23 protein-coding genes are annotated in these 20,681 nt (G+C 72.4%); 14 read left to right on the forward strand and 9 right to left on the reverse strand.

All coding sequences use genetic code 11. The annotated features are described in order from the left end of the window. Positions 1-114: 114 nt before the first annotated feature. From mshB to typA, 3 genes are read right to left on the reverse strand one after another with little or no spacing between them, the layout of a single operon-like run. Positions 115-984 (reverse strand): N-acetyl-1-D-myo-inositol-2-amino-2-deoxy-alpha-D-glucopyranoside deacetylase, encoded by an 870-nt coding sequence (gene mshB, locus LV457_RS00625; protein ID WP_232168404.1) that lies wholly within the window; start codon positions 982-984, stop codon positions 115-117. Continuing rightward, positions 984-2,819 (reverse strand): ABC transporter family substrate-binding protein, encoded by a 1,836-nt coding sequence (locus LV457_RS00630; RefSeq protein WP_232168405.1) that lies wholly within the window; start codon positions 2,817-2,819, stop codon positions 984-986. The genes mshB and LV457_RS00630 overlap by 1 nt, the downstream gene beginning before the upstream one ends. A 20-nt stretch (positions 2,820-2,839) precedes the next feature. Next, complete coding sequence (gene typA, locus LV457_RS00635; RefSeq protein WP_232168406.1) at positions 2,840-4,750, reverse strand: translational GTPase TypA; 1,911 nt, start codon at positions 4,748-4,750, stop codon at positions 2,840-2,842. A 57-nt stretch (positions 4,751-4,807) separates the two neighbouring features. Here typA and LV457_RS00640 point away from each other — a divergent pair, with 57 nt between their 5' ends. Next, positions 4,808-4,975 (forward strand): hypothetical protein, encoded by a 168-nt coding sequence (locus LV457_RS00640; RefSeq protein ID WP_232168407.1) that lies wholly within the window; start codon positions 4,808-4,810, stop codon positions 4,973-4,975. Here the strand turns inward: LV457_RS00640 and LV457_RS00645 are convergent. Then, positions 4,953-5,354: a (deoxy)nucleoside triphosphate pyrophosphohydrolase gene (locus LV457_RS00645; RefSeq protein WP_232168408.1), complete on the reverse strand. Its 402-nt coding sequence runs from the start codon at positions 5,352-5,354 to the stop codon at positions 4,953-4,955. The genes LV457_RS00640 and LV457_RS00645 overlap by 23 nt on opposite strands. Positions 5,355-5,384: 30 nt before the next feature. On the opposite strand from LV457_RS00645, the gene LV457_RS00650 reads away from it, so the two are divergent. Continuing rightward, complete coding sequence (locus LV457_RS00650; protein ID WP_232168409.1) at positions 5,385-5,672, forward strand: 4a-hydroxytetrahydrobiopterin dehydratase; 288 nt, start codon at positions 5,385-5,387, stop codon at positions 5,670-5,672. On the opposite strand, the gene LV457_RS00655 is transcribed toward LV457_RS00650, so the two are convergent. Further along, positions 5,614-6,927: a mannosyltransferase gene (locus LV457_RS00655; protein ID WP_374198680.1), complete on the reverse strand. Its 1,314-nt coding sequence runs from the start codon at positions 6,925-6,927 to the stop codon at positions 5,614-5,616. The two genes, LV457_RS00650 and LV457_RS00655, sit on opposite strands and share 59 nt — an antisense overlap. On the opposite strand from LV457_RS00655, the gene LV457_RS00660 reads away from it, so the two are divergent. Continuing rightward, the gene (locus tag LV457_RS00660) at positions 6,926-7,942 is read left to right on the forward strand and encodes a hypothetical protein (protein ID WP_232168411.1); all 1,017 of its coding nucleotides are present in this window, start codon (positions 6,926-6,928) and stop codon (positions 7,940-7,942) included. The genes LV457_RS00655 and LV457_RS00660 overlap by 2 nt on opposite strands. Next, entirely contained in the window at positions 7,942-8,943 is a 1,002-nt protein-coding gene (locus tag LV457_RS00665) for a zinc-binding alcohol dehydrogenase family protein (protein ID WP_232168412.1), read from the forward strand. The genes LV457_RS00660 and LV457_RS00665 overlap by 1 nt, the downstream gene beginning before the upstream one ends. 4 nt (positions 8,944-8,947) lie before the next feature. On the opposite strand, the gene LV457_RS00670 is transcribed toward LV457_RS00665, so the two are convergent. After that, the gene (locus tag LV457_RS00670; protein ID WP_232168414.1) at positions 8,948-9,517 is read right to left on the reverse strand and encodes an HhH-GPD-type base excision DNA repair protein; all 570 of its coding nucleotides are present in this window, start codon (positions 9,515-9,517) and stop codon (positions 8,948-8,950) included. A gap of 103 nt (positions 9,518-9,620) precedes the next feature. Between LV457_RS00670 and LV457_RS00675 the strand changes: the two genes are divergently transcribed. The 5 genes from LV457_RS00675 (at position 9,621) to LV457_RS00695 (ending at position 14,734) form a co-directional block, all read left to right on the forward strand. Further along, a complete protein-coding gene (locus LV457_RS00675; RefSeq protein ID WP_232168415.1) occupies positions 9,621-9,956 on the forward strand; it encodes a DUF485 domain-containing protein in 336 nt (111 codons plus the stop codon). Continuing rightward, positions 9,953-11,596, forward strand: coding sequence for a cation acetate symporter (locus tag LV457_RS00680; protein WP_232168416.1), 1,644 nt, complete (start codon positions 9,953-9,955; stop codon positions 11,594-11,596). Before LV457_RS00675 ends, LV457_RS00680 begins: the two co-directional genes overlap by 4 nt. A gap of 17 nt (positions 11,597-11,613) precedes the next feature. Further along, positions 11,614-12,825 carry an MFS transporter gene (locus LV457_RS00685; protein ID WP_374198681.1) on the forward strand — a complete coding sequence of 404 codons (1,212 nt, stop codon included), beginning with the start codon at positions 11,614-11,616 and terminating at the stop codon, positions 12,823-12,825. A 73-nt stretch (positions 12,826-12,898) separates the two neighbouring features. Further along, positions 12,899-13,336 (forward strand): hypothetical protein, encoded by a 438-nt coding sequence (locus tag LV457_RS00690; RefSeq protein ID WP_232168417.1) that lies wholly within the window; start codon positions 12,899-12,901, stop codon positions 13,334-13,336. 72 nt (positions 13,337-13,408) lie between these two features. Next, positions 13,409-14,734, forward strand: a complete 1,326-nt coding sequence (locus LV457_RS00695) for an acyltransferase (RefSeq protein WP_232168418.1) — start codon at positions 13,409-13,411, stop codon at positions 14,732-14,734. Here LV457_RS00695 and LV457_RS00700 read toward each other — a convergent pair. Further along, the gene (locus LV457_RS00700; RefSeq protein ID WP_232168419.1) at positions 14,697-15,140 is read right to left on the reverse strand and encodes a PPOX class F420-dependent oxidoreductase; all 444 of its coding nucleotides are present in this window, start codon (positions 15,138-15,140) and stop codon (positions 14,697-14,699) included. The genes LV457_RS00695 and LV457_RS00700 overlap by 38 nt on opposite strands. Before the next feature lie 98 nt (positions 15,141-15,238). On the opposite strand from LV457_RS00700, the gene LV457_RS00705 reads away from it, so the two are divergent. Further along, a complete protein-coding gene (locus LV457_RS00705) occupies positions 15,239-16,078 on the forward strand; it encodes a class I SAM-dependent methyltransferase (protein ID WP_232168420.1) in 840 nt (279 codons plus the stop codon). Positions 16,079-16,081: 3 nt separating this feature from the next. On the opposite strand, the gene LV457_RS00710 is transcribed toward LV457_RS00705, so the two are convergent. Further along, on the reverse strand, positions 16,082-16,447 hold the full coding sequence (locus LV457_RS00710; RefSeq protein WP_232168421.1) for a GntR family transcriptional regulator: 366 nt from the start codon (positions 16,445-16,447) through the stop codon (positions 16,082-16,084). A 38-nt stretch (positions 16,448-16,485) separates the two neighbouring features. Between LV457_RS00710 and LV457_RS00715 the strand changes: the two genes are divergently transcribed. Next, positions 16,486-17,199: an NAD-dependent deacylase gene (locus tag LV457_RS00715; protein WP_232168422.1), complete on the forward strand. Its 714-nt coding sequence runs from the start codon at positions 16,486-16,488 to the stop codon at positions 17,197-17,199. A 171-nt stretch (positions 17,200-17,370) separates the two neighbouring features. Further along, positions 17,371-17,565 carry a hypothetical protein gene (locus LV457_RS00720; RefSeq protein WP_232168424.1) on the forward strand — a complete coding sequence of 65 codons (195 nt, stop codon included), beginning with the start codon at positions 17,371-17,373 and terminating at the stop codon, positions 17,563-17,565. Positions 17,566-17,581: 16 nt separating this feature from the next. Here LV457_RS00720 and LV457_RS00725 read toward each other — a convergent pair whose 3' ends face one another. Continuing rightward, positions 17,582-19,816, reverse strand: coding sequence for an MMPL family transporter (locus tag LV457_RS00725; protein ID WP_232168426.1), 2,235 nt, complete (start codon positions 19,814-19,816; stop codon positions 17,582-17,584). 94 nt (positions 19,817-19,910) lie between these two features. Here LV457_RS00725 and LV457_RS00730 point away from each other — a divergent pair, with 94 nt between their 5' ends. Together LV457_RS00730 and LV457_RS20060 are read left to right on the forward strand one after the other, a co-directional pair. Continuing rightward, positions 19,911-20,456 (forward strand): DoxX family protein, encoded by a 546-nt coding sequence (locus tag LV457_RS00730; RefSeq protein ID WP_232168427.1) that lies wholly within the window; start codon positions 19,911-19,913, stop codon positions 20,454-20,456. Between the two features lie 66 nt (positions 20,457-20,522). Then, complete coding sequence (locus tag LV457_RS20060; protein ID WP_255701582.1) at positions 20,523-20,654, forward strand: hypothetical protein; 132 nt, start codon at positions 20,523-20,525, stop codon at positions 20,652-20,654. Positions 20,655-20,681 lie beyond the last annotated feature (27 nt).

Consider the following 20,681-nt stretch of genomic DNA (forward strand, 5'->3'; position numbering starts at 1 on the left):
AGCCCTCGACCCACTGCAGGTTGTCGAAGCGGTCCTGCCAGCGCTGCAGGTTGGGATCCAGATCGGGGTCCATCGGTGCCCTTTCGCCGGTGCCGGTGTGGAAAAAGCGTACCGCTACGCCGGTTCGGCGGCGATGGTGATGCCGGCGAGCAGGTCGGCTTCGCGTCCGTCGGCGCCGGGCGGACCGAGCGCGCCGCGAACCAGCACGTAGTGCTCGCGTCCTTGGATGGGCTGCGCGATGTTGTTGGAGAGTGCGTAGGCGCGCCGGTCGGCGGAGACGGCGACCTGCGTCTCGTGCGCGGCGAGGGCGGCGACCTTCGCGGCCAGGGCGTCGCGGGCGTCGACGGTGGTGGTGATGTCGGTGTCGGCGAAGCCGACGGTCTCCGCGGGCCGGGTCCAGTGCGCCGGCAGCACGCAGTCACCGAGTCCGCGGACGCCGGCTGCGTGCGCCGCGGCGGAGGTCACGGTCCAATAGAGCTTGGGCACCGGCCAGCTGCCGGGTGCGTCGACGGCGGCCGTGGTGACCCGGTGGGCCTGGACGTGGTCGGGGTGGCCGTAGCCGCCGTGCGGGTCGTAGGTGACGACGACGTGCGGCCGGACGTCGTCGATCACCGCGCGCAACACCGCTGCTGCCTGCGCCGGGTCGGCGTCGGCGAACCGGGGCTGCCGCCGCGCCGGGGTGCCCGCCATGCCGGAGTCGCGCCACCGGCCGGCGCCGCCGAGGTACTGCGGGCCGTGGCCGGTACCCAGCGCCCGCAGGGCCGCGGTGAGCTCGCAGACCCGGTAGCCGCCGAGCTGATCGGCGCGGTCCACCGTCAGCTGCGCCCACCGGTCGCCGATGACCTCGCCTTCTTCCCCCAGGGTGCAGGTGAGCACGCGGACGTCGGCGCCGGCCGCGGCGTAGTGCGCGATGGTCGCCCCGGTGGTGATGGTCTCGTCGTCCGGGTGGGCGTGGACGAACAACAGCCGCGGGGAGTCCGGCATCAGCCCGGCGTCTTGGACCAGCGGCCGGCGTCGCCGACGATGCCCACCGGCACGGCACCCGACAGGCTGACGTTCTGCACCCGCGGCCCGGCGGCCACGATCGTGGTGTCCTGCAGGATCGGCAGGACGGTCGCCAGGTCCCACAGCCGCGGCTCGGCGTCGTCGAGCACCTCGCCCAGGTCCGCGGTGCCCGCCAGCGCGGCGTCGATGCGCGGTTGCAGGGCACGGTCGCAGGTTCCGGTGATGTTGCTCGGCGCCTGGACCAGCGCACCCGGCGCGGGCGACGGGCTCGGGGCCGGTGACGCGGGAGGCGTCGTGCTGGCGGCGGCGGCGCCGATCGGCACGGGGGTCGGTTGCAGCGCCTGGCAGCCGAACCGCGAGGCCAGCACGGTGGCGAGGTCTCCGCCGGCCTCCCGCCAGCTGACCACGGCGTCGACACGATCCTCGGCGAGTGCCTCGCGGTAGAGCACCGGCGCGTCGAGCCCGAGCACCGATGCGGTGATGCCGACGCTGCGGAGCTGGTCGGCGGCGGTGTTGGCGACCGCGACCGCCGTCGGGTCGTTGTCGGCGACCCCGATGACGAACGTGAGGGGCTGGCCGTCGCGCGTGATCTGGCCGCCGACGGCCGGCGGGCCGGGCGGCGCCGACGGGGTGGGGGCCGGCGCGGGTGTTCCCTGCGCGGCGAGCTGGTAGCCGGCCTGGGTGAGCAGCGCCATCGCCGCGTCGCGCGCCAGCGCGGGGGGCGCCGTCGGCGTGTAGCCCGGGTCCGACGGGGCGCGGATCTGGGCCTGCGCGAGCGTCACCGTGTTGTCGCTGCCGGCCCCGACCGCGGCCAGCAGGTCGACGTCCAGCAGGCCCAAGACCGCCCGCCGCACCCGGACGTCGGCCAGCGCCGGGCGCTGGGCGCGCAGCGAGAGCTGCAGCGTGCGCGGTGTCATGATCCGGGCGGTCCGCACGTCCGGGATGGCCGACAGCTGCGCAAAGGCAGCCGCGCCGCCGTGCACCTGCGCCACCTGCGTGTCGCCGTTGCGGATCGAATCAGCCAGCGCCGCAACGGCTCCCCCGCGCCGCAGCAGCAGCTGGTCGGGGACCGCGGGCGTTCCCCAGTAGCGGTCGTTGCGCGCCAGCAGCACCTCGTCGCGCTGCGGGTCGATGGTCTCGACGCGGAACTGCCCGCCCGTGACGGGCATTGCCCGCGCCAGCCCGGCGGCGAACCCGCCCGGGATGTCCTTGACGATGTGGGCGGGCAGGATGTCGTTGAACAGTTCGCGCCAGGCGGGATAGGGCGAGCGGAACGTCACCACGGCGGTCTTGCCCGCCTCGACCGACTGCACGTCGGTGATCAGGTCGTATCCCGCCGGGTCCACGACGCCGGGCTCGCTCACCATCTGCCGCCACAGGTACCAGAAGTCGTCGGCGGCGATCGGTGCGTTGTCCGTCCACTGCGCCTCCGGGCGGATCCGGTAGGTGACGGTGAACGGGCGCTCGCTCGTCACCTCCGCGGACACCAGCAGCGTCGGGTCCATCTCCCACCGCGAACCGGTGGGCGACGCGGTGTCGGGCACCGGCCGGAAGGTGCTCGGCAACACCAGCGCGTTCACCGCCGCCGTCACCGGCGACTGGTCGGACAGCAGATGCGGGTTGAAGCCGGGGCCGATGGCGTCGATGGCCATGATGACCTGCTGCGCGCGGGGCGGCGGCGGTCGCATCGTCGTCGTGGTGTCGGTGCTCTGCGGCGCCGGCGGCGGGCTGACGGTGCACCCGGCGAGCAGCAGCACCGGAACCGAGACCACTGCACCGAGCCTCGCGCACGACAGGCGGGTTCGGTGCGACACGGCACTCAGGGTATGTGACGTCAGGCTTGCGCTTTGGCGCGCGCCTTGGCCCGCGCCCGCAGGCTCGCCACCAGTTCGACCTTGCGCACCCGCACGATCTCCGGCGTCACCTCGACGCATTCGTCGGCGGCGCAGAACTCCATGGCCTGCTCGAGGTCCAACTCCATCGGCCGGGCGAGCGTCTCCATGACGTCGGCCGTCGACGACCGCATGTTGGTGAGCTTCTTCTCGCGGGTGACGTTGACGTCGAGATCCTCGGCGCGGGGGTTGATGCCCACGACGTGTCCCTCATAGGTGTCGTCGCCCGGTGCGACGAAGAAGGTGCCGCGGTCGGCGAGCTGGATCATCGCGAACGGCGTGACCTTGCCGGCGCGGTCGGACACCAGCGAGCCGGTGTGCCGGGCGCGGATCTCGCCGGCCCACGGCCGGTAGCCGTCGAACACCGCGTTGGCGATGCCGGTGCCGCGGGTGAGCGTCAGGAAGTCGGTGCGGAACCCGATGAGCCCGCGGCTCGGCACGATGAAGTCCATGCGAACCCAGCCCGCCGCGTGGTTCGCCATCTCCTCCATGCGGCCCTTGCGCGCGGCCATCAGCTGGGTGACGGCGCCGACGAACTCCTCGGGGCAGTCGATGGTCAGCGCCTCGTAGGGCTCGTGGCGCTTGCCGTCGATCATCCGGGTGACCACCTGCGGCTTGCCGACCGTGAGCTCGAAGCCCTCGCGGCGCATCTGCTCCACCAGCACTGCCAGCGCCAGCTCGCCGCGGCCCTGCACCTCCCAGGCGTCGGGCCGGTCGATGTCGACGACCTTGATCGAGACGTTGCCGATCAGCTCGCTGTCGAGGCGCGACTTCACCATGCGGGCGGTCAGCTTGTGGCCCGACACCTTGCCCGCCAGCGGCGAGGTGTTGGTGCCGATGGTCACCGAGATCGCGGGCTCGTCGACGCTGATGCGGGGCAGCGCGTGCGCGTGCTCGGGATCGGCGAGCGTGTCGCCGATCATGATCTCCGGGATGCCGGCGACGGCCACGATGTCTCCGGCGACCGCCTCGTCCGTCGGCGTCCGGTCGACGCCCTCGGTGACCAGCAGCTCGGTGATCTTCGCGGTGGTCACGACGGGGAGGCCGTCGACCTCGCGCAGCCACGCCACCTGCTGGCCCTTGCGCAGGACGCCGTTGTAGATGCGGATCAGCGCGAGCCGGCCGAGGAACGCCGACGCGTCGAGGTTGGTGACCAGCGCCTGCAGCGGCGCCTCGGGATCGCCGCTGGGCGGCGGGATGTGCTCGAGCAGCACGTCGAACAGCGGGTCGAGGCTGTCGCCGTCGGGGTTCTCGCCGTTGGCGGGCGCGGTGGTACTGGCGATGCCGGCGCGGCCCGACGCGTACAGCGTCGGCAACCCGAGCGCCTTCTCCGCCGCTGCCTGCGCCTCCTCGTCGAGGTCGGTCGCGACGTCGAGCAACAGGTCGTGGCTCTCGGACACCACTTCGGCGATCCGGGCGTCGGGCCGGTCGGTCTTGTTCACCACCAAGATCACCGGCAGGTGCGCCGCGAGTGCCTTGCGCAACACGAACCGGGTCTGCGGGAGCGGCCCCTCCGAGGCGTCGACCAGCAGCAGCACGCCGTCGACCATGGACAGCCCGCGCTCCACCTCGCCGCCGAAGTCGGCGTGGCCGGGGGTGTCGATGACGTTGATGACGGTCATCGTGCCGTCGGCATGGTGCCGGTGCACCGCGGTGTTCTTGGCGAGGATGGTGATGCCCTTTTCCTTCTCCAGGTCACCGGAATCCATCAGCCGCTCGACGGCGTCGTCACCGCGGTGGCTCAGCGCGCCGGACTGCCGCAGCATCGCGTCGACCAGCGTCGTCTTGCCGTGGTCGACGTGGGCGACGATGGCTACGTTTCGGAAAGCCGAGGTGGTGGGACGGGAACTCACCCGTCGAGTTTGGCAGTGTGGATGGCCGTTCGCGAAAACGAGAGAAGCCGATCACAGTTGAAGTCGTCTGAGTTCGCCGACGTCAAGCCGAAGAAGAAGTGCTGCCGCAGCAAACCTCGCTGCAAGAAGTGCCCGCTGGTGCTGTCGAAGGTGCACAAGGCCGAGCTGCTGGGCATCCGCGGCAAGGAACTCGACAAGGTCTTCAAGCGCGCCCGCAAGGCCTGAGCAGCGCCGAAAGCGCCGGCAGCCACCCCCGGTCGGCGGGCACCCAGTCGACCCCGGCCAGCTCGTCGCCCGTCACCCAGCGCAGCGCCCGGTGATCGCGGGGTTCGGGAACGCCGTCGAGCAGCGTCACCAGATAGGCCCGCAACACGGCGTCGCCGGTCAGCGCCACCTCGCCGGGGAGTTGTCGCCCCACCGCGACGGTCACGCCGAGCTCTTCGTCCAGTTCGCGCACCAGCGCGGCCGCGTCGGTCTCCCCGTCGGCGACCTTGCCGCCCGGCAGTTCCCAGCGGCCGGCGAGCTCGGGCGGCCGGCGCCGCTGCGCGATCAGCAGCCGCCCGCCGGCGATCACCGCGCCGGCGACCACGATTCGGGCTCCCATGGTGGGTGCGACCGTATACCGTGCGGAGCCATGGCCGTGCTGTCCGACGACGAGGTGGACGCGGCACTGCAGCAGCTCCCCGGCTGGCAACGGGCCGACGGGATGGTGCGGCGGTCGGTCGAGTTCCCGAGCTTCCTGGCGGGTATCGACGCCGTCGGCCGCGTGGCGCAGCGGGCCGAAGCCGCCGACCACCACCCGGACATCGACATCCGCTGGCGCACCGTCACTTTCGCGTTGGTGACGCACTCCGAGGGCGGCATCACGGCGAAGGATCTGGCGCTGGCTCGGGAGATCGACGAGATCGTCGCGCACCCGTGACCGCAACCCATGCCAGCGTCGCCACCGCGGCGGCGACGTAGGCCAGCCCCGCCCAGGCCAGGTACCACGGCCGGCCGATCTGCCAGATCGTCGGCTGGGCGAAGCTCAGCAGCCACGGCGGCCCGATCACCGTCAGCGCCAACCATCCCCAGCCGAACAGCCGGGCGCCCGGCTCGTCGCGCAGCGGCCCGTGCCGCAGCCAGATCATCAGCGGCACCACCCATACCCAGTGATGGCTCCACGAGATCGGTGACAGCAGCAGGCCGAACAGCGACACGACGCAGATTGCGCCCAGCCGGTCACCCGTGGCGCTCGGGCGCAGCCCGCGCCACGCCGCCACAGCCAGCACCGCGGTGAGCCCGACGGCCACGAGCACCGGCCAGCGGTAGCCGGCGTCATCACCGAGGATCCGCGAGATCGCGCCGCGCCACGACTGGTTGAACGACGTGCCGACGGGACCGACGCGGTCGGCGTCGCCGAGCAGCTCGGTGAAGTAGCGCCGGCCGGGCGTCCCCACGATCAGCAGGGACACGCCGACGGTCAGGCCGAACGCCACGGCCGACCAGCAGGCCGCCGCCCAGCGGCGCGTGCCGGCGAAGTAGAGGCCCGCTACGGCCGGGGTCAGCTTGATTCCCGCGGCGAGCCCGACCAGGAGCCCCGACCAGTACCACCGGGTGCTCGCCACCGCCGCCAGGACGGCCAGCACGAGCAGCACGTTGACCTGGCCGTAGTCGAAGGTGCTGCGCAGCGGTTCCAGCCAGCAGGCGACCGCGGTCCAGGCGAAGGCGACCTCGCGCCGGCCGCCGCCGGCCAGCCGCTGCGACAGCCGCACCACGCCGTACAGCGCCGCGATGGTGGCGAGCTGCCAGCACAGCGCCACCAGGCCGAACGGCAGCAGGTGCAGGGGGTAGAACACCACGGCCGCGAACGGCGGATAGGTGAAGGGCAGCGGGAAGTCGGGGGTCTGGTCGGCGTAGACGAAGTCGTAGAGGTCGCGGCCGGTGCCGAGCGTCGCGGCGCCGCCGACGTAGACGTGCAGGTCCACGAAGTTCGCGCCGTTGGGCACCAGGTAGGTCCACAGCAGGCGGGCGGCGACGCTGACGGCGAGCAGGGCCGAGGTGAGGAGCAGTCGCCGGTGCGCCACCGGAGTTTCGCCGTTGATCCGGTCACCGTAGCGAAGCGGCCGCGTAACGGTTCCATAAATGCCACACGTGTCACTTGAGTCCCACCAGCAACGGCATAGCGTCGGCGACATGCCTTCCTCCGTGCGGATCCGCCGCGTCACCACCGCCGCGGCGCTGGTGTCGACCGGCATGCTGCTGTTCGCGTCGCTGGGCGCCGGCGTCGCCGGCGCCGAGCCGGCCGCGCCCGCCGCACCACCCACCCCCATCGACGCCACCCAGGCGCCGGCGCTCGACGCGGTGCAGCAGCTCAGCCCCGCCGTGCAGCAGGCGGCCGCGGATCCGTCCAACGCGTCGTCGCTGCTCATGGCCGCCGCATCGGCCTTCGCGGGCAATTCCGGCTCGCCGGACTCCCAAGCGATCGCCGACACCGTCGGCAAGATCGCCGCACAACCGGCCACGCTGACGGCGCTCATGCCGCAGGGCACCGCCGGGGTGCCGGCGCCCGCTGCGGCGGCTGCCGCGGCACCGGCTGCCGCTGCACCGGCCGCCCCGCACCAGCCGCCCGCCGGCGTGGTGCCCGGCGCCGAGAACCACCTGCCCGTCGGCGTCGACCCGGCCAACGCGGCGGGTCCCGCCCCGCTGGCCGCGACCGCCGCCGAGCCTGCCGCGGCACCCGCACCCGCCGCGGCACCCGCGCCCGCGCCCGATGCGGCGGCGCCGCCGGCGTTCGGCCCCGACGCCCCGCCGACGCAGGAGTTCATGTACCCGTCGATCGGCAACGGCTGCCTCAAGGACGGCGGCAACGTGCTGGCGACCGCGATCTCGGTGGCCGGTCCGGCCAAGATCCCGGCGCCGGGCCCCGGCCCGGGGCAGACGGCCTACGTGTTCACCGCGATCGGCACGCCCGCGCCGGCCGCCGAGCAGAAGCTGCCGCTGAACGCCACCTGGGTGAACCTCACCACCGGCAAGTCCGGCACCGTCGCCCTCCGGCCGCACCCGGAGATCAACCCGAACGGCCCGACGACGCTGACCGCGATCGCCGACACCGGTTCCGGCAGCATCATGACGACGATCTTCGGGCAGGTCACGACGATGGACAAACAGTGCCAGTTCATGCCGACCATCGGGTCGACCGTCGTTCCCTGATGCACGCCTGGCGGGTGACGACGCCCGGGCCGGTACTGGCGTCGCGGCCGCTGCAGTGGACCACCACCGCCGTGCCGCGGCCCGCCGCCGGCGAGGTGTGCGTCGCCGTGCGGGCCTGCGGGGTGTGCCGAACCGACCTGCACGTCACCGAGGGTGACCTGCCGGTGCACCGGCCGCACGTGACCCCGGGTCACGAGGTGGTGGGCGAGGTGGTCGAGGTCGGCCCGGACGTCACGGCGCTCGCGGTCGGTGACCGGGTCGGGATCGCGTGGCTGCGCCACACCTGCGGACGGTGCCGCTACTGCCGGCGTGGCGCGGAGAACCTGTGCCCCGAATCGCGGTACACCGGCTGGGACGCCGACGGCGGCTACGCCGAGTACGCCACCGCCCCGGCCGAGTACGTGCACCGGCTGCCGGCCGGCTACTCCGACGTCGAGCTCGCCCCGCTGCTGTGCGCCGGCATCATCGGCTACCGGTCGTTGCTGCGCGCCGAGCTCCCGCCGGGCGGGCGACTGGGCATCTACGGGTTCGGCGGCAGCGCCCACCTCACGGCGCAGGTGGCGCTGGCGCAGGGCGCCGAGGTGCACGTGATGACGCGCGGCGACGGTGCACAGCAGCTGGCGCGTGCGCTCGGCGCCGCGTCGGTGCAGGGCGCCCGCGACCGGCCGCCGGTGCCGCTGGACGCCGCGATCCTGTTCGCGCCCGTCGGCGACCTGGTGCTGCCGGCGCTCGAGGCGCTCGACCGCGGCGGCACGCTGGCCGTCGCCGGCATCCACCTCAGCGACATCCCGGAGCTCGACTACCAGCGCCACCTGTTCTACGAGCGGCAGGTGCGATCGGTCACGTCGAACACCCGCGAGGACGCCCGGCAGTTCCTGGCCTTCGCCGAGGCGCACCGGCTCGAGGTGACCGGCGTGCCCTACGCCCTCGACCGGGCGGACGCGGCGCTGGCCGACCTGCGCGCCGGGCGTATCTCCGGCGCCGCGGTGCTCGTGCCGTAGCGGGTCAGCGCGTGGCCTGCGCCTTACGCTCCTTCTTGAACGATCGCACCTTCGCCAGCGAGTCGGCGTCGACGACGTCGGCGATCGACATGTGGGTGCCGGGCCGGCCGTAGTCGCCGGCGGCGTCCCGCCACCCCGGCGGATCGATGCCGCACTGCTTGCCCAGCAGCGCCAGGAAGATGCGGGCCTTCTGATCGCCGAACCCGGGCAGCGCCTTGAGCCGCCTGAGCACCTCGGCCCCGTCGGGCTCGCCGGCGGTCCACAGCGCGGCGGCGTCACCGTCGTAGTCCTCGACGATCGCCCGGGCGAGCTCCTGCACCCGCTTGGCCATGGCGCCCGGAAAGCGGTGCACCGCAGGGCGTTCGGCGAACAGCGCGGCGAAGCGCTCGGGGTCGTAGCCGGCGATGTGCCGGGCGTCGATCTCGCCGATGCGTTCGGCGAGCTTGCGCGGGCCGGCGAACGCCACCTCCATCGGGATCTGCTGGTCGAGCAGCATGCCGATGAGCAGCGCCAACGGGTTCTCGCTCAACAGTTCGTCGGCCGCCGGGTCCCCTACGAGCCGCAGATTCCGCATGGCGCCAGTTTAGGATCGCCCACCCGAAGCCCTCGAGGTGTGACCTGGCTCTCAGTATGCTGCTGCGCACCAGCACAACTGCACACCCATTCAGGAGGCCGCGTTGCCCGACACCGACGACACCCCGGCCACCGGCGGGCAGTACCTCGCCGAGCAGGCCGGCCCGGAGTTCCAGGAGCTGCGACGCCGGTTGCGCCGCTTCGTGTTTCCGATGAGCGCCGCCTTCCTGCTCTGGTACGCCACCTACGTGCTGCTCGGGGCCTTTGCGCACGACTTCATGGCGACACCGGTGTGGGGCAACGTCAACGCCGGCCTGCTGATCGGTCTCGGTCAGTTCCTGACGACGTTCGTCATCACCGGCCTCTACGTCCGGTTCGCCAACCGCGAGCTCGACCCGCGGGCAGCGGCCATCCGCGAGCGCCTGGAGCGGGCCGCATGACCGGCGCCGCACTCGCCGCCGAGGCGGTCGGCAACCCGGCCGCCAACATGGGGATCTTCGCGGTCTTCGTCGCCGTCACGCTGTTCGTCGTGCTGCGCGCCAGTAAGCGCAACGCCACCGCGGCCGAGTTCTTCACCGCCGGACGGGCTTTCACCGGTCCGCAGAACGGGATCGCGATCTCCGGCGACTACCTGTCGGCGGCCAGCTTCCTCGGGATCGCCGGCGCCATCGCGGTATACGGCTACGACGGGTTCCTGTACTCCATCGGTTTCCTCGTCGCGTGGCTCGTCGCGCTGCTGCTGGTGGCCGAACTGCTGCGCAACACCGGCAAGTTCACGATGGCCGATGTGCTGAGCTTCCGGCTCGCGCAGCGGCCGGTGCGGCTCGCGGCCGCCGCCAACACGCTCGCCGTGTCGCTGTTCTACCTGCTCGCCCAGATGGCCGGCGCGGGTGTGCTCGTCGCGCTGCTGCTGAACGTCGAGAGCGATCTGGGCCAGAGCCTCGTGATCGCCGTCGTCGGGGTGCTGATGATCGTCTACGTCCTGGTCGGCGGCATGAAGGGCACCACCTGGGTGCAGATCATCAAGGCGGTGCTGCTGATCGGCGGCGCGGGCATCATGACGGTGCTCGTGCTGGCGCGCTTCGGGTTCAACCTGTCGGAGATCCTCGGCACCGCGCAATCGATGGTCTCGGGCAGCGCGGATCCCAAGGTCGCCGGCCGCGACGTGCTGGCGCCCGGCGCGCAGTACGGCGCCAGCCTCACCACGCAGCTCAACTTCATCTCGCTGGCGTTGGCGCTGGTGCTCGGCACCGCCGGGCTGCCGCACGTGCTCATGCGGTTCTACACCGTGCCGACCGCCAAGGAGGCGCGCCGCTCGGTGGTGTGGGCGATCGCGCTGATCGGCGCGTTCTACCTGTTCACGCTGGTGCTCGGCTACGGCGCGGCGGCGCTCGTCGGGCCCGACCGCATCCTCGCCTCGCCCGGCGCCGTGAACTCCGCCGCGCCGCTATTGGCGTTCGAACTCGGCGGCGTCATCCTGCTGGGCGTCATCTCCGCGGTCGCGTTCGCGACCATCCTGGCCGTGGTGGCGGGGCTGACGATCACCGCGTCGGCGTCGTTCGCGCACGACATCTACGCGAGCGTCATGAGGGGAGGCCCCGGAAAAGCTCCCGTCACCGAGCGCGAACAGGTGAAGGTCTCGCGGATCACGGCGGTGGTGCTCGGGGTGTTCGCCATCGCCCTCGGCATCCTGGCCCGCGAGCAGAACGTCGCCTTCCTCGTCGCGCTGGCGTTCGCGGTGGCTGCGTCGGCGAACCTGCCGACCATCCTGTTCTCGCTGTACTGGCGGCGGTTCAACACCCGCGGCGCGCTGTGGAGCATGTACGGCGGGCTGATTTCCACGGTGGTGCTGATCGTATTCTCGCCGGCCCTCTCCGGTTCGGCGACGTCGATGATCAAGAACGCCGATTTCGCCTGGTTCCCGCTGCAGAACCCCGGCATCGTGTCGATTCCGCTCGCCTTCGTCCTCGGCGTCGCCGGCACGCTGACGTCGTCGGATCGCGGGGACCCGGAGCTCGCCGCCGAGATGGAGGTGCGCTCGCTGACCGGTGTCGGCGCCGAGAAAGCGGTCAGCCACTGACGGGTTGACCGCCCGCGATGGGTACCCGGTCCCCCGTGCCCACTCGCCGATACGGATTCGCCCTGCTCACCTACGCCTTTGCGGCCGTCATGCTCGGCACCACCGTGCCGACCCCGATGTACGCGCTCTATGCGCGGGAACTGCACTTCGCCGTCCTCACCACCACGGTCGTCTTCGCGGTGTACGCCGGCGGTGTGCTGCTCGCGCTGGTGACGTTCGGCCGCTGGTCCGACGCGGTGGGACGCCGCCCGCTGCTCCTCGCCGGGGCCGCGCTCGCGATCCTGAGCGACGTCGTGTTCCTGGCCGCCGACTCGGTGCCGCTGCTGATGGTGGGACGGCTGCTGTCGGGGCTGTCGGCGGGCATCTTCACCGGCACCGCCACCGCGGCGGTCATCGAGGCCGCCCCGCCGTCGTGGCGATCCCGCGCGGCCGCCGTGGCCACCATCGCCAACATCGGCGGGCTGGGCCTGGGACCGATCCTGGCCGGCGTGCTGGTGCAGTACGCGCCCGCGCCACTTCACCTGAGCTTCTGGCTGCACATCGCGGTGGCGCTGCTCGCCGCCGGCGCGATCCTCGCCGCCCCCGAGACGTCGGAGAAGCGCGGCGCGCTGGGCGTCCAGCGGCTGGCGATCCCGCCGGAGACACGGTCGGTGTTCTTCACCGCGGCCACCGCGGCGTTCGCCGGCTTCGCGGTGATGGGACTGTTCACCGCGGTCGCACCGTCGTTCGTGGCCGAGGTCATCGGCATCGACAATCACGCGCTCGCCGGTGCGGTCGCCGGGTCGGTGTTCCTCAGCTCGACGGCCGCTCAGCTGGCGGCCCACCGCATCGTGCCCGGGCGGGCGATCGCGGTGGGCTGTGCCGTGCTGGTGGTGGGCATGGCGATCCTGGCGGTGTCGCTGCACGTGTCGTCGCTGGCGGGGCTGATCGCCGGTGGACTGGTGACCGGCGTCGGCCAGGGCATCAGCTTCAGCCGCGGCCTCACCGCGGTGTCCGAGCGCACACCTCCCGACCGGCGCGCGGAGGTGAGCTCGACCTATTTCGTGGTGGCCTATGTGGCGCTGTCCTTACCGGTGATCGGCGAGGGTCTCGCCGCCCAGCACTGGGGGCTGCGGACCGCCGGGGTGTCGTTCGCGATTGCCGTCGGGGTGCTCGCCGCACTCTGCCTGCTGGTGGTGCTGCGCCAGGAGCGACGGGCTACCGCCGACGCACCCGTCGCGGCTGCGTGAACCCCGCCGCGACGGGGTACAGGGCATGCGTCCGGCGAACGACGCTCACCGACTCCCAGAATCGAGTGCTCTCATGACCGACAAGACCCTGGCCCGCCGCTTCCCCGTCGCGGTCGGCATCGCCGCCACCATCGCCCTCACCGCGCTGACCTCGGCGTGCGGCGGCGACGACAGCGGCGGCAGCGAATCGTCGACCACCTCCACCACCAGCAAGACCTCCACGAGCGTGACCACGTCGACGTCGACCATCGGGTCCCCGGCTCCCGCGTCGCCGGGCGCACCCACCGACCCGAACGCGCCGGGCGCGAGCGCCGGGCCGGGTGGGGCGAGCGCCGGAGTGCCGGGCGCCGGCGCCGGTGCCGGCTCGGGTGGTGCCAGCGCGAGCGTGCCGGGCGCCGGTGCGGGCGCCGGGCCGGGTGGCGCCTCGATCGGCGTTCCGGGTGCGGGCGCCGGGGCCGGACCGGGCGGCGCGGGTGCCTGCGCCGGCGGCGTCTGCGTCGGCACGCCCTAAGCAACGCTCCCACCGCCCCCGACGCCGTAATTGGTGCCGGGGGCGGTGTGCTGTGCGGCTTAGATTCGCCGTATGGCTTCGTCGAGCTTCCCCACCGTCGCCCAGGTCGAGTCACGGACTCCGCCGTCGCGCGACCGCGCGATCGACACCATCCGCATCGCCGCGCTCGTCACCGTGGTCTTCGGTCACACCGTGATGGCCACCAGCACGGTGCGCGACGGGCTCTTCGTGTGGGGCAATCTGCTGACCGCCTCGGTGATCTTCCAGGCACTCACGTGGGTGCTGCAGATCATGCCGCTGTTCTTCTTCGCCGGCGCCGCGGCGTGCGTCGACTCCTGGACGCCGGGCACGCCGTGGGGCGGCTGGCTACTGCGGCGCTGCACCCGGCTGTACCGGCCGGTGTTCTACTACCTGGCCGGCTGGGCGGTGATGCTCGTCGCGCTGCACCTGCTGGCGCCGCCCCTGGTGTATCGGATCATTGCCGGCATCAGCACGCAGCTGCTCTGGTTCCTCGGCGCCTACGTGCTGATGCTCGCCGCGCTGCCGCTGCTCGCCCGCATCACCGGTGTGCGGTCGCTGGCCGCGGTGGTCGTCGGCGGATACGCGCTCATCGCGGCGGTCGACTACGCGCGCGTGGCGCTCGGCGCGCCGGCCGCGCTCGGCTATCTCAACATGGTGGTCTGGCTCATCCCGGGCGCGCTCGGGGTGGCCTACCGGCGCGAACTGTTGTCGCGCACCGCGGCGGCCGCCGTCGCCGGCGGGGCGTTCGTGGTCAACCTCGGCCTGCTGGCGTTCGGGCCGTACGAGCTGAGCCTCGTCGGCATCGAGGGTCAGCGGCTGGCCAACATGGCGCCACCGTCATTGCTCATGGCGGGCCACGCGATCGTGCTGTGCGCCGCGGCGGTCGCGGCCGCCCCGGCGATCGACCGGTGGGCTCGGCGGCCCCGCGTGTGGTGGTGGGTGGCCATCGGCAACTCCGGCGCCATGACGCTCTACCTGTGGCACATGCCGGCGCTGCTCGGGATGCATCTGGCGTTCGACTACCTCGGCTATCCGCGCCACGATCCCGCAGCCGCCTCGTTCGTCGTGCTCAGCGTCGTCCAGGTGTGCGTCATGGCGCTGCTGACCGGGGCGCTGTTCGTCGCGCTGCGACCGTGGGAGAACGCACCGCTGCCGGGGTGGGACGGCGGCCGGGTGGCGGCGCCCGGCTGGCGCAGCGCGGCCGTCGGTATCGCGCTCTGCGTCGCCGGCTGCGCGACGCTGATGTCGGTGCGCTGGGGCCTCGCGGAGACCGGACAGCTCTGCGTCGCGGTGATGCTCGGCGCGCTGGCGGTCGCCCGGGTGCTGGCCCGCGACGGCGTCACCGCACGCCGGGAGGCATCCCGTAGAGATGCGTGACCGACAGCGTCAGCAGCACCCGCCGGTCGGTCACCATGGCCCGCCGGTAGTCGTCCCAGTCGGGATGCTCGCCGGCGATGTTGCGGTACAGCGCGATCAGCGCCTCGACGGTGTCGTCGTGCGGATCGGCCGCCGGCGGGGTGAGCTGGGCATCGCCCTCCGCGACGGCGTAGGCCCAACCGTCATCGGAGCTCACCAGCACCGAGGCGCGCGGATCGCGGCGCAGGTTGCGGGTCTTGGCCCGCGGCTCGGTGACCGACACTTGAAGCACCACCCGCCGCGGGTCGAAGTGGTAGGACACGTTCGACAGCTGCGGGCGCCCGTCGCGCTTGATGGTGGCCAGCACCCCCAGCGAGTTGCCGCTGATCACTGCCAGCAACTTGTCGTCGAAAGCCTGCGCTGCCATGGGGAAAAGCCTACGTCGCTCCCCGCGGACGCCGGAAGCGGTCGCCGTAACGGGTGATCCGACAGGTGGCGGTGCCGCGCGCGTAATCTCTGCAGGCGATGGACACCGAGGACACCGAGAAGATCCGGGCCGCACTCACCGGCGTCAGCGAGACCGCGCTGCTGACGCTGCAGGTGCGCGCCACCGAGGCCCGCCGGCCGGACGGGATCATCGACGACCCGCAGGCCGTGGCGCTGCTGGACGCGATCGAGCACGACTTCGGCAAGTTCGGGCCGGCCCACCGGCAGGACATGGCGCTGCGCGCGCTGGCGTTCGACGCCCAGGTCCGCCGGTACCTCGGCGCTCACCCGCGGGCCACGGTGGTGGCGCTCGCCGAGGGGTTCCAGACGAGCTTCTGGCGGCTCGACGACGGCCGCGTCGGTCACGAATTCCGGTGGCTCACCGTTGATCTGCCGCCCGTGATCGAGCTGCGACAGGCGCTGCTGCCGCCGTCGGACCGCATCGCGGTGCGCGCGCAGTCCGCGCTCGACTTCAGCTGGATGGACGACGTCGCCGTCGACGACGGCGTGTTCGTGACGGCCGAGGGCCTGCTGATGTATTTGCAGCCGCAGGAGTCCATGGCGATCATCACCGAGTGCGCCAAGCGGTTTCCCGGCGGGGCGATGATGTTCGACCTGCCGCCGCAGTGGTTCGCCGCGCTGGCCCGCGCCGGCCTCATGCGCACGTCGCTGCGCTACCGCGTGCCGCCGATGCCGTTCTCGCTGACTCCGAAACAGCTTGCGGGGCTCGTGGATTCGGTGCCGGGCGTGCGGGCGGTCCACGACCTGCCGATCCCGCAGGGCCGCGGCCGGCTGCTCAACACGCTGGCGTGGACCGCGCAGCGCCTGCCGCTGTTCGATCCGCTGCGGCCGATGTTCGCGCTGCTCGAATTCGGCTGAGCCTCACCCGAACGCCGCGTCGAGGTAGCGGATCGCGTCCTCACGGCGCAGCCCCAGCGCCCTGGCGGTGTCGGCGAACACCCGCGCGGCCTCCGCCATGGTGTGCTCGGCGGGGTCGGCCGCCGCGACGAACGTGCCCAGCCTGCCCCGGGTTTCGACGACGCCCGCCGCTTCCAGCTCGCGGTAGGCCCGCGCGACGGTGTTCACCGCCACCTGTGCCTGCGCCGCCAGCTCCCGCACCGTGGGCAGCCGCGTCCCCGCCGGCAGCCGGCCGTCGCGGACGGCGTCGATGATCGCGGTGCGCAGCTGATCGAACGGCGGATTCGACGCGTCCGGGTCGATCCGCAGCCACTGCCCGAACTCCGACATCCGCTCAGTATCGCCGCCGCCGAACTACCGTGGGAACGGTGCGGGTGACGGTGCTCAGCGGTGCGGGGATGTCGGCCGAGAGCGGCGTGCCCACCTTCCGCGACGCCCAGCGCGGGCTGTGGGCGCAGTTCGATCCCGAGGAGCTCGCCAGCCCGCGAGCGTGGCGGCGCCAGCCCGAGGTGGTGTGGGCGTGGTACCTGTGGCGTCATCACCTGGTGCGGAATGTTTCGCCCAACGCCGGGCACCGAGCCGTCGCGGCGTGGGAGTCCGACGCCGACGTGCACTTCGTCACGCAGAACGTCGACGACCTCCACGAACGCGCGGGCAGCTCGCGCGTCGAGCACGTCCACGGCAGCCTGTTCGAGTTCCGCTGCGCGCAGTGCGGCTCGCCCTACGACGGCGCGGTCCCGGAGCTCGCCGAACCCGTCGACGCCCTCGCCCCGCCGCACTGCGCGTGCGGTGGGCTCATCCGGCCGGGCGTCGTCTGGTTCGGCGAGGCGCTGCCCGACGAGCCGTGGCAGCGCTCGGCCGAGGCGGTGTCGGGCGCCGACGTGCTGGTGGTCGTCGGGACGTCGGGGATCGTCTATCCGGCCGCCGGTTTGCCCGCCGCCGCGCTGGCGCAGGGCATCCCGGTGGTGGAGGTCAATCCCGAACCGACGCCGCTCTCCGAGAGCGTCACCGAGAGCGTCCGCGGTACCGCGGCGCAGGTGCTGCCCCACCTGCTGCCCCGGCTGCGCCACCTCGTCGGCTGACGGCTGGTGCGTGCGTGCCTGCGCGCCGCCGCGACACGTAACCCACCGTGACGACACGCCGATGACGGTCGCCACCACGCACGTTTCGGCGCTTCGAGCGGGCGGGCTGCCCTCCGATTCAGCCTGAGCGAAACCGGAGCCGTCGCAGGCGCGGAGGCCGACAATTCCGGCATGGCTTCACAACCGGTGCCGCCGGCCGCGACGGTGCGCGACGAGCTCGGTCAACCGGTGCTGACCGCTGCTGCGGCGGCGCCACTGTCGACGCGGATGACCTGGCTGTGGGCCGTGGCGGCGCTGCTGCTCGGAGCGGTGTTCGTGCTGGCCGGCGCGCTGCTGTTCTCCCCAGTACCGCCCATCGGATGGTGATCGCTCGGCGGTCACGCTAGCCGGCGTCCGCGGTGGCGGGACGCGGGGCGCCGGACTCACTGATGCCGATGCGGCGGTGGACCGCGGTCAGCGGCGCGGGCGCCCACCAGTTGGCGCGGCCCAGGAGCTTCATGAACGCCGGCACCAGCACCATCCGCACCAGCGTGGCGTCGACCAGCACCGCCATGGTCAGCCCGAGGCCGAACATCCGCATGAAGGACACCTGCGCGGCGATCAGCGCGGCGAAGGAGATGCTCATGATGAGCGCGGCAGCGGTCACGACCCGGCCGGTGCGGGCCAGGCCGAGCGCCACGCTCTCGTCGGTGTCGTGCGTCTGCAGCCAGTACTCGCGGATCCGCGACAGCAGGAACACCTCGTAGTCCATGGACAGCCCGAACGCGATGCAGAACAGCAGCACCGGCATGGTGGCGATCAGCGTGCCGGTGGCGGTGGTGCCCAGGCCGCCGAGGTGGCCCTCCTGGAAGATCCACACCAGCGCGCCGAACGCCGCGGTGAGCGACAAGATATTGAGCAGCAGCGCCTTGAGCGGCAGCACCACGCTGCCGGTGAGCAGGAACAGCAGCACGAACGTGATGGCGGCGATCACCGCCAGCACCGTCGGCAGCCTCGAGGTGACGGCGTGCGAGCTGTCCTTGTTGACCTGGGCGGTGCCCGCCACCTGCACGTCGCGTCCGCCGGGGCCGGCGATCGCGTGGATGCGGTCGAGCTGGGTCTCCGACGCGGGCGAGAACAGCGGCGCGTCGCTGTCGACGGTGAGGAACGCGCTGCCGCCGGCAACGGCGGCCGGCGACGACGGCGGACCGACCGCCCGGCCGCCGACGAATCCCCCGGTCGGGGCGGACACCGCGGTCACGTCGGGCACCGTCGACAGCTCCGCCGCGTACCGCGAGATGTCGTCGTCGGCCAGCCCGTCGGCGTCGGGGATGACGACGGTCACCGCGGTGGCCGTGTCGGTGGCGAAGTCCTCGCGCAGCTGATCGCCCACCTGGTGGGCGGACGCCGACGACGGCAGCACCCGCTCGTCGGGGAAGCCCCAGTTCGCGCCGAAGAACGGAAGCCCGAGCACGACGAGCAGCGCCACGATCGCGGCGCCGAGGAGCACCGGCCGGCGCATCACCCGCTTGGTCGAGCGGTACCAGAAACTCTCCTCGACGGGCCGCGGCCGCGATTGCGGCCGGCCGGCCACCCGGCGCAGCAGCCGCCGCACGTCCAAGGCGTCGAGGCGATCGCCGAGCAGCACCAGCGCGGCCGGAGTGACGACGATAGCCGCCACGGCCGCGAACGCGACCACCGCAACCCCGGCGTAGGCGAAGGACTTGAGGAAGTACATCGGGAACAGCACCATGGCGACCATCGACAGCGCGACGGTCAGCGCCGAGAACAGCACCGTGCGCCCGGCGGTCGCCATGGTCTGCACCAGCGCGGTCTCCCGGTCGGCGCCGTCGGTCAGTTCGTCGCGATACCGGCTGATCAGCAGCAGCGTGTAGTCGATCGCGAGCGCCAGGCCCATCGCGATGGACAGGTTCAGCGCGAACACCGACACGTCGGTGACGAACGTGAGCGCCCGCAGCACCGACATCGAGCCGAGGATCGCCAGCACACCGACCACCATCGGCAGGGCCGCCGCGAGCAGGCCACCGAACACCCAGACCAGCACCACGAACGACAGCGGGATCGCGATCGACTCCATGAGCAGCAGGTCGCGCTCGCTCTGGGCGTTGATCTGCACGTAGGTCAACGCCTCGCCGCCGGCGCGCACGGTGACGCCGTCGCGGTCGCCGGCGAGCCGGTCGGCCAGCTCCTGGGCGTAGCGCTGGCCGTCGTTCTCGCCGCCGGTGATGCCCGCCACGATCAGCGCGCTGCGGCCGTCGGTGCTCAGCAGCTTGGCCGCGGCGGGCGGCGGCGCGGTCCACGGCGACGTCACCTGCGCGACGTGCGGCGAGCGGTCGAGTTCGGCGACGATTCCCTCGCCCACCGCGCGCGCCGGGCCGCTGCGGGCGTCGGAGTCGGCGTTGACGGTGAACAGCAGGTCCATGTCGCCCTGGCCGAAGGTGTCGCTGAGCAGGCGGGTGGCTTTCGCGGACTCCGAGTGCGGGTCCTGGAAACCGCCCGCCGCCAGGTGTTTCGCCACCGGAACGCCGAAGATCCCGGCGGCGACCATCACCAGCAGGGCGGCGACGATGACGCGGCGAGGAGCGGCGATGGCCAGCCGGGCAACTGCCTGCAACACGGACGTGTCCCTTCGCCGACGAGCATGCCGCCGCCAACTTAACAGCGGGCGGGACACCTGCCGGGGTGTCGGTGGGTGGTTCTACGCTGCCGCCATGACGACGACCGGTTCCTTCGCCAGGAGGTCGCCCGCGTCGGGCGATCTCGGCCTGCTGCTGCTGCGCATCGGGGTGGGGGCACCGCTCCTGCATGCCGGCTTGCGGAAAGTGGTCGACTTCTCCGCGACGGCGTCGAGCTTCGAGCAGTCTGGCTGGAAGGCGCCGGAGCTGGCCACCGCCATGGTGTCCGCTGCCGAGGTGGGCGGCGGCGCATTGCTGTTGCTCGGGCTGCTCACGCCCCTCGCCGCGTGTGCCGCGCTGGGCGCCATGCTGTGCGCGTGGGCGGTGAACGTCGCGGCGGGCCCGGTGTGGAGCGACCCGTTCAACTTCCCGTTCGTGCTGGCACTCGGGGCGGCGGCGCTGCTGGTGAGCGGCGCGGGCAGCATCTCGCTCGACGGCCGGGTGTGGGGGCGGCCGCGCTGGCCGGCGTCCTTCGCGGTGGCGCTCCTGCTGACGGCGGTCGGCGTGGCGGTCCTGACGTGGGTGGTGCTCAACGGCGTCAACCCGATCCACCTGCAGGCGGCGCAACCTACCGGGCGGTAAGAATTGCCAGCGTTTTCCGAACCGTGACTCAAGATTCCCTTAGAGGTGCTGGATACCTTCAAAGGCATGTGGATCGACGACACGAACGCCGACGTCATCAAGGTTGACTTCGAGGCGCTCTACCACGGAGATTTCCTGGTCGAGGGCGACACCACCGAGCAGCTCGACGACTGGCACCCGCTGGCCGCCGCCAGCTGACCTCCCCGCGTGGCGCCGTGGCCGACG

It is taken from the genome of Mycobacterium sp. MYCO198283 (genome assembly GCF_021213805.1).
In the GTDB taxonomy this organism is placed as follows: domain Bacteria; phylum Actinomycetota; class Actinomycetes; order Mycobacteriales; family Mycobacteriaceae; genus Mycobacterium.